Source organism: Candidatus Krumholzibacteriia bacterium (genome assembly GCA_035268685.1).
Lineage (GTDB): Bacteria > Krumholzibacteriota > Krumholzibacteriia > JAJRXK01 > JAJRXK01 > JAJRXK01.
The window spans coordinates 22,644-36,219 of sequence record DATFKK010000159.1 but is presented as its reverse complement, the minus strand read 5'-3'; the positions used below and the strand labels follow the sequence as shown (position 1 = coordinate 36,219).

14 protein-coding genes are annotated in these 13,576 nt (G+C 68.3%); 1 reads left to right on the top strand and 13 read right to left on the bottom strand.

Going from position 1 to position 13,576, the window contains the following annotated elements; genetic code table 11:
- Positions 1-689, bottom strand: a 689-nt coding sequence (locus tag VKA86_15155; GenBank protein ID HKK72547.1) for a hypothetical protein, incomplete at its 3' end; no start/stop codon positions are given.
- A gap of 177 nt (positions 690-866) precedes the next feature.
- Positions 867-1,604, bottom strand: coding sequence for a hypothetical protein (locus VKA86_15150; GenBank protein HKK72546.1), 738 nt, complete (start codon positions 1,602-1,604; stop codon positions 867-869).
- Between the two features lie 264 nt (positions 1,605-1,868).
- Between VKA86_15150 and VKA86_15145 the strand changes: the two genes are divergently transcribed.
- Entirely contained in the window at positions 1,869-2,534 is a 666-nt protein-coding gene (locus VKA86_15145) for a hypothetical protein (protein HKK72545.1), read from the top strand.
- Positions 2,535-2,649: 115 nt separating this feature from the next.
- On the opposite strand, the gene VKA86_15140 is transcribed toward VKA86_15145, so the two are convergent.
- From VKA86_15140 to uvrB, 11 genes are all read right to left on the bottom strand, one after another.
- The gene (locus VKA86_15140) at positions 2,650-3,213 is read right to left on the bottom strand and encodes a hypothetical protein (GenBank protein ID HKK72544.1); all 564 of its coding nucleotides are present in this window, start codon (positions 3,211-3,213) and stop codon (positions 2,650-2,652) included.
- Positions 3,214-3,572: 359 nt separating this feature from the next.
- Positions 3,573-5,216, bottom strand: a complete 1,644-nt coding sequence (gene groL, locus VKA86_15135) for a chaperonin GroEL (GenBank protein ID HKK72543.1) — start codon at positions 5,214-5,216, stop codon at positions 3,573-3,575.
- 88 nt (positions 5,217-5,304) lie between these two features.
- Positions 5,305-5,592 carry a co-chaperone GroES gene (gene groES / locus VKA86_15130; GenBank protein HKK72542.1) on the bottom strand — a complete coding sequence of 96 codons (288 nt, stop codon included), beginning with the start codon at positions 5,590-5,592 and terminating at the stop codon, positions 5,305-5,307.
- A gap of 279 nt (positions 5,593-5,871) precedes the next feature.
- A complete protein-coding gene (locus VKA86_15125; GenBank protein HKK72541.1) occupies positions 5,872-6,354 on the bottom strand; it encodes a CBS domain-containing protein in 483 nt (160 codons plus the stop codon).
- A 38-nt stretch (positions 6,355-6,392) separates the two neighbouring features.
- Positions 6,393-6,863, bottom strand: coding sequence for a universal stress protein (locus tag VKA86_15120; protein HKK72540.1), 471 nt, complete (start codon positions 6,861-6,863; stop codon positions 6,393-6,395).
- Between the two features lie 251 nt (positions 6,864-7,114).
- Positions 7,115-7,564, bottom strand: a complete 450-nt coding sequence (locus VKA86_15115) for an Hsp20/alpha crystallin family protein (GenBank protein HKK72539.1) — start codon at positions 7,562-7,564, stop codon at positions 7,115-7,117.
- A 248-nt stretch (positions 7,565-7,812) separates the two neighbouring features.
- Positions 7,813-8,862 (bottom strand): RNA methyltransferase, encoded by a 1,050-nt coding sequence (locus VKA86_15110; protein ID HKK72538.1) that lies wholly within the window; start codon positions 8,860-8,862, stop codon positions 7,813-7,815.
- Positions 8,863-8,881: 19 nt separating this feature from the next.
- A complete protein-coding gene (locus tag VKA86_15105; GenBank protein ID HKK72537.1) occupies positions 8,882-9,661 on the bottom strand; it encodes a type III pantothenate kinase in 780 nt (259 codons plus the stop codon).
- Positions 9,658-10,446, bottom strand: a complete 789-nt coding sequence (locus tag VKA86_15100; GenBank protein ID HKK72536.1) for a biotin--[acetyl-CoA-carboxylase] ligase — start codon at positions 10,444-10,446, stop codon at positions 9,658-9,660. The genes VKA86_15105 and VKA86_15100 overlap by 4 nt, the downstream gene beginning before the upstream one ends.
- Positions 10,443-11,309 carry a carboxylating nicotinate-nucleotide diphosphorylase gene (gene nadC / locus VKA86_15095; GenBank protein ID HKK72535.1) on the bottom strand — a complete coding sequence of 289 codons (867 nt, stop codon included), beginning with the start codon at positions 11,307-11,309 and terminating at the stop codon, positions 10,443-10,445. The genes VKA86_15100 and nadC overlap by 4 nt, the downstream gene beginning before the upstream one ends.
- On the bottom strand, positions 11,306-13,432 hold the full coding sequence (gene uvrB / locus VKA86_15090; protein HKK72534.1) for an excinuclease ABC subunit UvrB: 2,127 nt from the start codon (positions 13,430-13,432) through the stop codon (positions 11,306-11,308). The genes nadC and uvrB overlap by 4 nt, the downstream gene beginning before the upstream one ends.
- Positions 13,433-13,576: the final 144 nt, after the last annotated feature.

The window sequence follows — 13,576 nt, the reverse complement described above, 5'->3', positions numbered from 1 at the left end:
GAGATCCCTTCCAATCGACTCGCGACGACTTGCACGCGTTCGAGAGCGCCGGATCCGGCGAGGATGCCGTCGACGAGTGCGAGGGCTTCCGGAGCGTCGTTCGCCAACGCGGAGAGCTGCGGCGCCAGGGACCCTTCGGCCTCGCCGGTGAGCAGTTCACGAGCCGCGCCGAGCAGTGCCAGTGCGTAACCGTGCTCGAGGCTCGGATCCGGAGCCAACGCCAACGCGACGGCCTCGACATCGTCGACGATCGACGCGAAGGACGCGACCACGGCCTGCGCGGCGCCCGGCGCCGGGACGAAGGCCTCGATCGTGAACGCGGCTTCGCGCATGGCGACGACCTCGCCGTCGACCGTCACCGTGACGTCGAGGGCCTCGTCGGTGGACGCGGCGACGGTTCCGTCCTCGGCCAGCGGAATCGGCACGCCGGCGATCACGGTGCCCGATCCGGGCTGGGCCCGCGCGACCGCGAGGTGGTCCCCGAAGCGAACTTCGACCAGGGCCGGGTCGACGGTGGACAGATCGAGACCCTCTATCGCCACCGGCGTGCCGAAGACGCCGGACGTGGGAGTCACGGTCAACTCGCGTGGCACCTCGGGATCCGTCGGGCTGTTCGCGTCGCCGCCGCAGCCGGCGATCCAGGGAAGCAGAACGAGGAGCGAGAGCCAGGGACGAGCGAAGCGGTACATGGCGCGATCTCCGTGGGTCGGGCGTGGATGGGTGTGGCTGTCCACGCGCAAGACGGATGGAGAACCCGACACGTCGTCCCGTGTACGGTGGACCGGCACCTACGATCGCTTCCGCCGCGGAACATCCCCGACGAGGAATCCGGCGCGACGTCCTTGCCTTCCGAACGGGCCCTGGAATCATTCCCCCGCGCCGCGTCGGCGCACCACGGAGGTCGTCACGAAGTCGTCCAACGCACCGTCGTCGACGGCGTCCGGTGTCCCCACCGGTGCGGGTGCGATCATCGTGGAATCGACGATACGACGTTCCGATTCGTCCGGTGCCGGAATCGTCGCCGTGTGCAGAACGCCCTGCCAGGCGGGTTCCGATTCCGACCAGGCGGCCGAGGAGTTGTTGATGCAGACGATTCGATGCTCGGTTCGCGAGAAGCAGGGCACGCGCATCGCATACGGGCGCAGGATCTCCTGGCCGGCCTCGAACATCGGGTTGTGGGAGGCCATGAATTCCTGTGGTGAGAGACCGTGATCGAAGGCGCACCGGGCGTAGTCGAAGATCTCGAGTTCGGACTCGATCGCGGTGGGCTCGTAGCCCAGCATGAGGAGGCACTCCTCCGGTCCGCCGTCGAGGTGCGGTCGTGTCGTCTCCTGCTGGTCGAAGCGGGTGGCGGACAGGTAGACCAGTGTCCTGCCGGTGGTCGCTTCGTGGATCCGGGCCATCGCGCGCTTCAGGTCGACCATCAGCCTGCGGCAGCCGACGGAATCGATGGCCGGACCGAGTGCCACGACACAGACGCCGGGTTGGTCGAAATCGACGCGGCAGGTGCGCCGATACAGTTCGGCGGCGAGCGACTCGCCGTCGCTCGACTCGCGACGCAGGCAGATCGCTTCGCGCGACCAGTCGGGTGGTTCGGCGTTCATGGGACTTGCGCTCTCGAGATGCCGTGGCTCGTCCGGACTCCGGGCTCGACCGTCGGTTCGGTGCCACGGGTTCCGGGCACACTCTCTCGCACCGCAGCCGCGACGTCCACCCCACCGCGCCGTCTGCGGCTCGATCCGAGTTCTGCGCACACGAACTCGCGACCATGGGCGTTGCATCGCACCGCGACTTCGCCCAGCATGATCGACACCATCCCTCGAGGAGCTCCCGAAGCGAGCGCCCCGCGCCCGAGACCGCGAGTCGCCATGAAGCCCCGCGTGCGCATCGCCGAGGCCAGGACGCCCGACGGCAAGCTCCTCGAGCTCTACGAGCACGACGGCGCCCACGACATCGTCGTCGACCGGCGGCCGCTCATGTCGTCGCGCAAGCACCAGTCGGAGGAGGACCTGGCGAGCCTCGTGTGCCGCGGCCTGCCGTCGCGGGCCCGGGTGCTGATCGGCGGCCTCGGCCTCGGCTTCACGCTGCGCGCCGCGCTCGACCTCCTGCCGGCCGACGCCGAGGCAGTCCAGGTGGAACTGATTCCCGAGGTCGTCGCGTGGAACGAGACCCGGTTGGGCCACCACGCCGACCACCCCCTGCAGGATCCGCGCACCCGGGTCGTCGTCGACGACGTCCGCCGGGTCATCCCGCGCTACACGGGCGCGCTGCACGCGGTGATCCTCGACGTCGACAACGGACCCGACCCGATGGTCGCCGACGGCAACGCGTGGCTCTACGCGAAGGAAGGGCTGCGTGCGATCCACCGTGCTCTCGTCCCCGGCGGCCGGGTCGCCGTCTGGTCGGCCACGGACGATGCCGTCTTCCCTCGAACGCTGCGTCGCTGCGGCTTCGAAGCCCTTGGACACCTCAGCTCCGCGCGTCCGGGGCGCAAGGGCGGGCGGCACTTCGTCTTCGTGGGGCGCCGACGGTGACCTGCCGAAGATCCACCGCGACGTGTTCCTCGAGGGCGCCCGCAGCGCCGGCTCGCTCGCTCCGAGTCCGCGTCCGTCACGGGCTGCCCTCCCTGACGCCGCGGGCGGATCGCGCTCAATCCCCTCGCAACTGCCCCAACACGCGTTGCATGTTCGCTCGCAGCGGTCTCTGCGAGGGGTCGGGGTCGGCGTCGAAGAGGGTGATGGCCTTCTCGATGGCCTCGATGCCCGCCTCGCGCTGGCCTCCCGAAGCCAGAGCGGCCCCGCGCAGGAAGTGGGCGACCGGAGAGCGCGGATGGTGGTCGACGTAGAGCCCCGCCGCCTCGGCCGCGCCCTTCACGTCGCCACCGTTGAGCAGTCCCTGGGCCGCCCGCTGGAATGCCCCCTCGCTGTAGCGCACGGGATACCCGAGTTCGTTCTCCAGGCGATCGAGGTGCGCGGCGAACGCCCCCGACCCTCCGCCCGACAGAAGCTCCACGGGAAGCGGCCAGCGCTCCCGGAAGAACGCCACCAACCCATCGTGCGGACCGACCAGCAGGGGTTCGGCGATCGGCGCGGCCAGATAGGGGCTCTGTGCGAGAAAGGCCCGGAAGAGCCCCGGTCTGCGGGTCAGCGCGTGGGTCACGAGCACCCCTCCGTAGGAGTGACCCGAGAGCAGTCGCAGGGTGCACCTCGACATGGAGCGGACGCTCGGGCGGCGTGCGAAGACATTCGAAAAAGCTGGGTGCAGGATTGTCAGTCGGCTGGAGCTGACGAAGCGAAATGTCAGTCCCTGGGGGCTGACATTCGCTGTTGTCATCCCGTGGCCGCTGACAACCCGAAACCCGGCATTTCGAGGAATGGTTTCACCGGCCGACAACACCCGCCGTCAACGCCCGCCGTCAACGCCAGCCGACACCGCCCGGTGACGACGCCCACCGTGCCCCCCCACCCACGAAGAAGCCCGCCCCCACGCGTGGGGACGGGCTTCCGGGGCACACCCCGGACACCGGAGGCCGGGACGGCCGGGACCGGTGTCCGAGACCGTCGCGGCCGGGGCTACATCATGCCCATGCCGCCCATTCCGCCCATGCCGCCCATGTCGCCGCCCGGCATCGAAGCCTTCTCCTCCTCCGGCTCGTCGCTGACGAGACACTCGGTGGTGAGGATCATGGCCGCAATGCTCGCCGCGTTCTGCAGCGTGCTGCGGGTGACCTTGGTCGGGTCGACGATACCAGCCTTGAACATGTCCTCGTACTCGGCCGTGGCGGCGTTGTAGCCGATGCCCTGCTTCTCGGCGCGCAGACGCTCGACCACGATCGAGCCGTCGACGCCGGCGTTGAAGGCGATCGTCCGCACCGGCTCCTCGAGTGCGCGGCGCACGATCTCCAGGCCGACCAGCTCCTCGCCCTCGAGTTCCAGCTTGTCCAGGGCCTTGGCCGCACGCAGCAGCGTCACGCCACCACCCGGGACCACGCCCTCCTCGACGGCGGCGCGGGTCGCGGCCAGGGCGTCCTCGACGCGGGCCTTCTTCTCCTTCATCTCGGTCTCGGTCGCCGCACCGACGTTGATGACCGCCACGCCACCGGCCAGCTTCGCCAGACGCTCCTGGAGCTTCTCGCGATCGTAGTCGCTGGTGGTCTTCTCGATCTGCTGGCGGATCTGCGCCTCGCGGGCCTTGATGTCGGCCTTCTTGCCGCTGCCCTCGACGACGGTGGTGTTGTCCTTGTCGATGGTGATGCGGCGGGCACGACCCAGGTCCTGCATCGTCGTGTTCTCGAGCTTCAGGCCCGCGTCTTCGCTCATGACGCGACCACCGGTGAGGACCGCCAGGTCCTCGAGCATCGCCTTGCGACGATCACCGAAGCCCGGAGCCTTCACGGCCGCGATCTGCAGCGTGCCGCGCAGCTTGTTCACCACGAGCGTGGCCAAGGCCTCGCCCTCGATGTCCTCGGACACGATCACGAGCGGTGCACCCGCCTGGGCGACCTTCTCGAGCACCGGCAGCAGGTCCTTCATGCTGCTGATCTTCTTGTCGTGGATCAGGATGTACGGGCTGTCGAGGACGACCTCCATGCGCTCGCTGTCGGTCACGAAGTACGGCGACAGGTAACCGCGATCGAACTGCATGCCTTCCTTGACCTCGTAGGTCGTCTCCATGCTCTTGGCTTCTTCGACCGTGATCACGCCGTCCTTGCCCACGGCTTCCATGGAGTCGGCGATGATGTTGCCGATCTCGTCGTCGTTGTTCGCGCTGATGGTGGCGACCTGTGCGATCTGGTCGCGGTCCTTCACGTTCTTGCTCTGCTTCTTCACGTGCTCCACGACGGCGTCGACCGCCTTGTGGATACCGCGCTTGACGAACATGGGGTTCGCGCCGGCGGTGATCTGACGCAGACCTTCCTTGATCATGATCTGCGCGAGCACGGTCGCGGTCGTGGTGCCGTCACCGGCCACGTCCTGCGTCTTGGTGGCGACTTCCTTGACCAGCTGCGCACCCATGTTCTGGTACGGGTCGCTGAGTTCGATCTCCTTGGCGATGGTCACGCCGTCGTTGGTCACCGTCGGGCTACCGAACTTCTTGTCGAGGATCACGTTCCGGCCGCGGGGACCCAGGGTCACCTTCACGGCGTTGGTGAGAGCGTCGACGCCCTTCTTCAGCTCGTCGCGAGCGTGCGCGTCGAAAGCGATCATCTTGGCCATCGGGATCCACTCCTCGTGGGTTTTCCGGTTCTGATTGGTTCTGCGAAGAGACGATTGTGTCCGGGCTCGGACGAACGCGGTCCGTGGACTACAGAACCGCCAGGATGTCGGATTCGCGCAGGATCAGCAGCGCGTCCGAGTCGACCTCGATCTCGGTGCCGCTGTACTTGCCGAAGAGCACGACGTCGCCTTCCTTGACTTCCGGCTCCAGACGGTCGCCGGACTCGCTCAGGCGACCCGGACCGACGGCGACGACCTTCCCCTGCTGCGGCTTTTCCTTGGCCGTGTCGGGGATGATGATGCCGCTCTTGCTCTTCTCCTGGGTCATCGCCTGGACGACGACGCGATCGCCCAGCGGACGGATCTTGTTCGCCATCGGTGGACTCCTCCTCTTGACCGGGACGTTCCCCGGGCAGGCGTTTCCCGGGCGTGGCCCGGGCAGGCACTGGTTCGGTTCGAAGGGGGCCGGAGCCCGCCGTCGATCCCCGAAGAATTGAAATCGGTATTCAGCAGACAGGGATCTCGTCTGCCAACGGCGCGCAATATAGGCAGGACCCGGGGGGTTGGCAACCGGGAATCTCGACTGCCAGGAATCGGTCCAAGTGACGATTCGACCAGATGTTGACGGATCGGCGCGCCGGAGACGTCCGGGGCGCTAGGCCTCGGCGACCTCACCCTCGTTGGCGTACACCTCGAGGATGTCCATCGTCGACAGGATGCCGATCAGCTTGTCCTGGGCGTCGATCACCACCAGATGATGAATCTGGTTCTTGAGCATGATCCCGGCCGCCTTGTGCAGCTCGGTGTCCGGCGCGACCGCCACCACCCGCGACGACATGAAGTCCTCGACCATCTGCGAGGCCAGCCCCCGTGTCTGCACCGTCTCGGGCAGATAGCCGTTCTCGTCGTTGCTCTGTCCGGTGAGGACGCGCAGCTCCTCCTCCATCTCGTCGCTCGGGGCGAGGAGGTCGACCGCGGCGATGACGCCCACACAGTTCTGAGCGGGGTCGACGACCGGAAGGGTGGTCAGGCCCTGCTCGAGCATGATGTCCAGGGCGTCGCGCAGCGTGTCGTCGGGGCCGCAGACCTGGACGTCGGTGACCATGATGTCGCGAACGAGAACGGGTGCCGGGTCCACGGTGACATCCTCCTGGGTCGTCGTCGGAACGGGTCGGCTCACTCGGCCGGTTCGGTGATTCCCTTGACCGTGAGCACGGGGCAGCGGGCGGTCCGGACCACGAGCTCGGCGGTGCTGCCGAGCAGCAGGTGGCTGAGGCCGGTGTGACCGTGGGTGGCCATCACGATGAGATCGATCTCGTGCTTCTCGGCGTACTGATCGATCGCCTCGTGACTCTTCCCCCGGATCACGTCGACGATCACCTCACGTGCCCGGAGTTCGAACTCACCCACGAACTCGTCGAGCGCTTCGCGCGCCGCCGTCAGGCGTTTGGCCTCGAGTTCGTTGTGACTCAGCCCGGACCACGTGAAGTCGGTCGTCGAAATGATCGGCTCGAGCACGTGGATCACGTGGACCTCGGGACCACCCTCGACCGTCGACATGGCGCACACGTCGGCGAGCAGCGGCAGCGCCGCCCGTCCGTTCTCCGAGAAGTCGGTCGGATGCAGGATCCGCTCGAATCGTGCCATGCCGGTCCATCCTTCGGGGAACTACGATTTCAAGTAAAACCGCGCGCGGGAACCGATTGCACTAGCGAAAAGGTGATGTCGGGCACCTCCCGAGGTCTGGACCCGGGGTTCCACCGGCGCCACGACCCATGGCGGAGCCGGATCCTGCTCGTCGCGGCCGCGCTCGTCGCGGAGGGATCCGGCGTACGGTCCGAGCAGCGGGGCAGGAGGCGCTCCCCCTGCCCCGCGATCGGATCGGGCGTGACCGTGGGTCAGGACTCGATCGAGATCCGGCGACCGATCGATTCCTCGGCCTTGGGCAGCGTCACCTGCAGCACGCCGTCCCTTCCCTTGGCCTTGACCTTGGCGGCATTCACTCCGCCGGGGAGTCGGATCGAACGTTCGAAACGGCCGTTCCAGCTCTCGCGTCGCAGGACCTTTCCCTCTTCGGTCTCCTTCTCGCTCGACCCGTGGCGTTCGCCGCGGATGATCAGCACGTCGTTCTGCAGCATGACCTCGATGTCCTTCGGGTCGATGCCCGGTACGTCGACGCGGATCTCGTAGGTGTCCTCGTGCTCGACGAGGTCGAGCGAAGGCATCCACTGCTGGGTGTCCTGATCCAGTTCGTCGGGCGCCCACTCGCCGAAGAGCCGCGTGAAGAACGGGTCCTGTCGCAGGATGTCCAGACCCGTCCGCGGGCGGTACCGTGTGAGAGCGGTCATGGTCCATCCTCCTTTCGTTGCGGCCGGAGTCGGCCGCGATTCGGCGTTGTTGGTGATCCCGGGGAGCGAAGCCGCCCCCGAGCGCTCCAGCACACGGCGATCCATATCTCGTGCCACTTGCAGAGGACCACGCAATCGGTTGACCTGGAATGCGTTGGAGGATCCATGGCCGTTGCGTGTCTGCCAGCTGCCACGCTCCTGACGAGTCCACCGGTCGATCTGACAGATCGCGCCGCGTGAGCACTCTGTCAGTACGGCAGACGGCCGAGGCCCCGTGTGGCGACCCGGGAACGGAGCTGCCCGCACCCCCCGTCGACCTCGACCGCGGCGGAGAACCGCAGCGTCGCGACGATGCCCGCCCGGCGCAGCCGGCGCACGAGGTCCACGCACCGGTCGACGGAGGGGCGTCGGAAACCACTTCCTTCGACGTCGTTGAAGGGGATGTAGTTCACGATCGCCCGCCGATCCCGGAGCGCGGCGGCCAGGCGGTCGGCCTGGGCGTCGTCGTCGTTGAAACCGGCGAGGAGTGTCCACTGCACCTGGAGCGGGTGGGCCACACGATCGGCGTAGTCGAGCGCCGCGTCGAGCAATCCGGACGGGTCGGCAGCGGGTGCCCGGGGCAGCATGCGCTCCCGGGCCTCGCGGTCGAGCGCGTGCAGCGACAGCGAGAGGGCCGGCCGGACGCGGCCAGCAGCGAGACGCTCGAAGACCGCCGGATCGCCCACCGTGGAGAAGGCCAGATTCTTGTGTCCCACGCCGCCATCGGTGCCGAGCGAGTCGATCGCGTCGAGCACCGCATCGAGGTTGTGGGCCGGCTCGCCCATCCCCATGAAGACCACGCGCCGTACCGGTCGCTCACGGCGGGCCCGGACGACCTGGGCGAGGATCTCGAGCGCCGACAGTTGTCGGAGCAGTCCGTCCTCGCCGGTCTTGCAGAAACGGCAGCCCACCGCGCAGCCGACCTGCGTCGAGACGCAGAGACCGTCGCGGGGAAGGTCGACCGACTCGATCGTCCGCCCCGAGCGGAGCCGGAGGACGCGCCGTCTCGATCCGTCGCCGGCGTCGGCCCGAGCGACCTCCGAGAGCATCGCGTCGAGCGATCGCTGCACCTCGGGGAGCACTGCTCCCAGGGACCGCGGCCACCGTGGCGCGCGACCCCGCCCGCGCCGTTCGGCGGCCGTGTCGAGTCCACGTCCGCCGAGCCACGCGCGCAGCAACCGACCCACGTGCGCGTCGCGGCCCCCGAGATCGTGCAACCGGTCTCGCAGATCGGCGACGCTTCGTCCGGGATCGATCATTCGCTTCGGGTGAGGTCGGTCATGAGCGGTGTCCCCCGTGGTTCTCCTCGGCGATGCGCGCGGCCCCGATGAGGGTCATGTGAGGAACGTACAACACTTCGAAGGGAAGCTCGGGGCCGATCGTCTCGGCCAGACCGCCGGCCAGGAGCGTCGGCCGGTCCGGACGATCCACGCGCAGGCGTCGGATCACGTGGGCGACCGCCCCCACCGCCTGGTGGAAGCTCCCCGCCTGCATGGCACGGGCGGTGTCGCGACCCACCAGCGATCGCGGGTGGGCGAACGCGACGTCGGGCAACTGCACACCGGCCTCGACCAGCGCGCGGTGCGAGCGCTCGGCACCGGGACCGATCAGCCCCCCCACGAACCATCCGTCGCGGAGGAGGTCGAAGGTGTTCGCCGTGCCCAGATCCACGAGGATGGCGTCGTGGAACCCGAGTGCCACCGCGGCGGCGACGTTGCACAGGCGGTCGGCCCCCACGGTCTCGGGCCGGTCCACGTCGAGCACGTAGGGCAGTGCTGCTTCGTGGGTCACCACGAGACTGTGCAGCTCGCGCTCGGGGCGTCGTCCCCACCACAGGTGTTCGAAGAGTTCGAGAACGTGGGGCACGACCGACGATACGACCACGCCCACCGCATCGTGGCGGCCGATGGCCTCGATCACCGGATCGAAGATCGCCGCCATCTGTGACTCCACACCGGCATCGGGGTCGAGGACCGCGATCTCGTCGATCACCGTGGTCCGCTCGACCAAGCCCGCAGCGACCTTCGAGTTCCCGATGTCGAGGGCGAGCCACTTCATACCCCGAACCCCATCACGTGCACCTCGCCTCCGTACAACTGCTCGACACGCCCGTCGCCGTGGACCACGCGCAGCGACCCGTCGGGCGCCAGACCCACGGCCTCGGCCCTCGCGCGCCGACCCTCGCGATGGTACTCCACGATCCGGCCTCGCAGTACGTCGAGAGCGTCCCACTCGGCGCCACGCCGAGTGAATCCCGCGGCGACGAAGTCGTCGATCCCGCGCTCGAGACGCGGCAAGGCGCACGCGAGGAACTCGGCGGGCGACGGTGGCCGTCGATCCGGCCGTGCCTCCTCGACCGACGTGGCGCGCCCTTCGAGCGCCTCGTCGCGGATCGCGGGGCGCCGGAGGTTCACACCGAAACCGACCACGACACGCGGCGCCGTATCGCTTCGAGCCTCGAGCAGGATGCCCGCGATCTTGCGCGATCCGACCCACACGTCGTTGGGCCACTTGACCCCGACGGTCTCGATTCCGATGTCGTCGCGGAGCGTGCCCGCGATGTCGAGAGCGACCACCAGCGAGAGCGCAGCGACGTCCGGACCGACGGTCGGCGGCCGCAGGACACAGGACGCGAGGAGGTCTCCCTCGACACCGATCCACGCCCGTCCCTGACGACCGCGCCCGGCGGTCTGTCGCCCGGCGACCACCACCGTGCCGTGCGCGGTGTCGGCCGCAGCGAGGTCGGAGGCCCGGCGATTCGTGCTGTCGATCTCGTCGTGCGCGTCGAAGACGTGACCGAGCCACGCGGTGTCGAGTGCTTTGGGCACCAGGTCCCGTCTCAAGACGCGTCCTCCGCTGCGAGTTCGTCGAGTCCGACGTCGAACACCGCCGCCGAGTGGGTCAACGCGCCCACGCTCGCATAGTCCGCCCCCGCCGCGGCCAGTGCACCGACGGTGGTGAGGTCGACGCCCCCGGACACCTCGAGGGCGATCGACGGGGCCCGCGCATCACGAAGCCGGCGGGCCTCGGCCAAGCCGTCGGGATCGAAGTTGTCGAGCAGGACCCGATCGACGTCGAGTCCGAGCGCCTCGTCCAGTTCGTCGAGTCCGTCGACCTCCACCACGATCTCCAGTCCTCCGTGCCCGGCCCGTGCCCGACGCACCAGTGCCGGCAGATCGAGACCGTACTGCCGATGATTGTCCTTGAGCAGGATCCCACCGGCGAGGTGCGGACGGTGGTTGCGTCCGCCCCCACAGCGCACGGCGTACTTCTGCAGTGTGCGGTATCCGGGCCAGGTCTTGCGGGTGTCCAGGATCGTGCAGCCCGGACCGGCGGCGTCGACGAAGCGCCGTGTGAGCGTGGCCGTGCCCGAGAGCACGCCGATCAGGTTCAGGAACGTGCGTTCGGTGGCGAGCACGTCCAGCCTCCGTCCTTCGACCGTGGCCAGGGCCGTGGGCACGGCCAGACTGGTTCCGTCCTCGACGACGACGGACGCCGACGCGTCGGCACCGAGCAGTTCCAGGGTCAGGGCCACCGCCTCGATCCCTGCGACCACGCCGGCCGCTCGGTTGCGCACGACGAAGCGACCACGGGCGTCGTCGGGGACGGCCAGCAGACTGGTCACGTCGTGCCGGGCGCGGTCCTCGTGCAGCGACCACTCCAGCAGACGGAGCGCGGCGTCACGGGCCTCGGAATCGAATCTCATCGGCGCTTCGCCTTCGACTTCGGCCGACGGGCCTTCGGCCGGGTGTTGCTCTTGCGCTCGCGCTCGGCCTGCACGCTCGACGGGCCCTCCAGGTCGTGTTCGAGCACGAACTCCTCGATGCGGTCGCGCAACGAGGCCGCGGTCTCGAAGTCGAGGTCCTTCGCCGCGCGGTACATCTCATCGCGCAGGCGGTCGAGGATCTCGGCCGGCCCCTGGCTGTCCAGGCCCTCGAGGATCGCGAGGACGGGATCGGTGGACTCCGCGGGTTCCGCCCTGCGCCCACGCTTCGGTGCCGCCGGCGCGTTCTCGCCCACACCGTCGGCGGCCGAGGTGATCGACATGATGTCCTCGACACTCTTCACGATACTCCGCGGAACGATGCCGTGCCCCTCGTTGTACTGCCTCTGTTTCTCGCGCCGACGCTCGGTCTCGTCCATGGCCCGCTGCATCGAACCGGTGACGTTGTCGGCGTAGAGGATCACGCGTCCGTCGACGTTGCGCGCCGCGCGGCCCGCGGTCTGGATCAGGCTGGTCTCGCTGCGCAGGAAGCCCTCCTTGTCGGCATCCAGGATCGCGACCAGGCCGACCTCGGGCAGGTCGAGGCCCTCGCGCAACAGGTTGATACCGACGAGCACGTCGAACTCGCCCAGGCGCAGTCCGCGCAGGATCTGCACGCGATCGAGCGCAGCGATGTCGCTGTGCAGGTACTGCACGGCCACGCCGGCCTCGCGAAGGTAGTCGGTCAGATCCTCGGCCATGCGTTTGGTCAACGTGGTCACGAGCACGCGTTGGCCCTTGGTCACCACACCCTTGATCTCGTTCATCAGGTCGTCGATCTGGCCCTTGACCGGACGCAGTTCCAGGGCCGGATCCATGAGTCCGGTCGGACGGATGATCTGCTCGGTGATCACGCCGCCGGCCCGGTCGAGTTCCCAGCCGCTCGGCGTGGCCGACACGTACACCGTTTTCGGGAGCATGGTGAGGAACTCGTCGAACTTGAGCGGTCGGTTGTCGAGAGCGCTCGGAAGGCGGAAGCCGTGCTCGACCAGGGTCTCCTTGCGCGACCTGTCGCCGTTGAACATTCCGCCGACCTGCGGCACCGTGACGTGGCTCTCGTCGATGATCATCAGCCAGTCCTCGGGGAAGTAGTCGAGCAGACAGGCGGGGCGGTCGCCCGGACTCCGACGATCGAAGTACCGGGAGTAGTTCTCGACACCGGCGCAGTACCCCATCTCCTGGATCATCTCGATGTCGTAGCGGGTGCGGCTCTCCAGCCGTTGGGCCTCGAGCAGCTTCTTGTTCGCCTCGAACTCGCTCAGGCGCGACTCGAGGTCGGCGGTGATCTCGGTGCCGATGGTCTCGAGCATGCTGCGCTCGGTGATGAAGTGTGTGGCCGGGTAGATCGCCGCGCTCTCGACCCGGCCGATCACGTCGCCGGTGATCGGGTCGACGCGGGCGATGGCGTCGATCTCGTCGCCGAACATCTCCACGCGCACGATCTCGTCGGCGTAGGCGGGCTTGATCTCGACCACGTCGCCCCGCACGCGGAAGGTCCCGCGCTCGAAGGCGACGTCGTTGCGGGCGTACTGGATGTCCACGAGACGGCGTAGCAGGTCGTCGCGCTCGACCTCCTCGCCCACGTGGATCCCCAACACCTGACGACGGATGTTCTCGGGATTGCCCAGGCCGAAGATGCAGCTCACGCTGGCCACCACGATGACGTCGGAACGCGACAGCAACGAAGCCGTGGCCCGCAGCCGCAGGCGTTCGATCTCGTCGTTGATGCTCGCGTCCTTCTCGATGTAGGTGTTGGTGCTGGGGATGAAGGCCTCGGGCTGGTAGTAGTCGTAGTAGCTGATGAAGTACTCGACCGCGTTGTCCGGGAAGAAGCCCCGCAGCTCGCCGTAGAGCTGGGCGGCCAGGGTCTTGTTGTGGCTCAGGACCAGGGTCGGACGCCCCCACTGGGCGATCACGTTCGCCATGGTGAAGGTCTTGCCGCTGCCGGTCACGCCCAGCAGGACCTGGTCGCGGCGACCGGTGTTCAGGCCGTCGACGAGCTCACGGATCGCCTCGGGCTGGTCGCCGGTCGGCGGATACGGGCTGTGGAGTCGGAACTGGCTCATGGGCTCCATCCGGCGCTGCCGCGTCGCGAGTCCGAGGGACCGTTCACACTATTCCCGGTCGGGGGTCGTGGCAAGATTCCGCAGACGTGACCTTCCCTTGCGGCGCGACCCCAAGTCCCGTTCAATGCCGAGGTTGACCTCCGC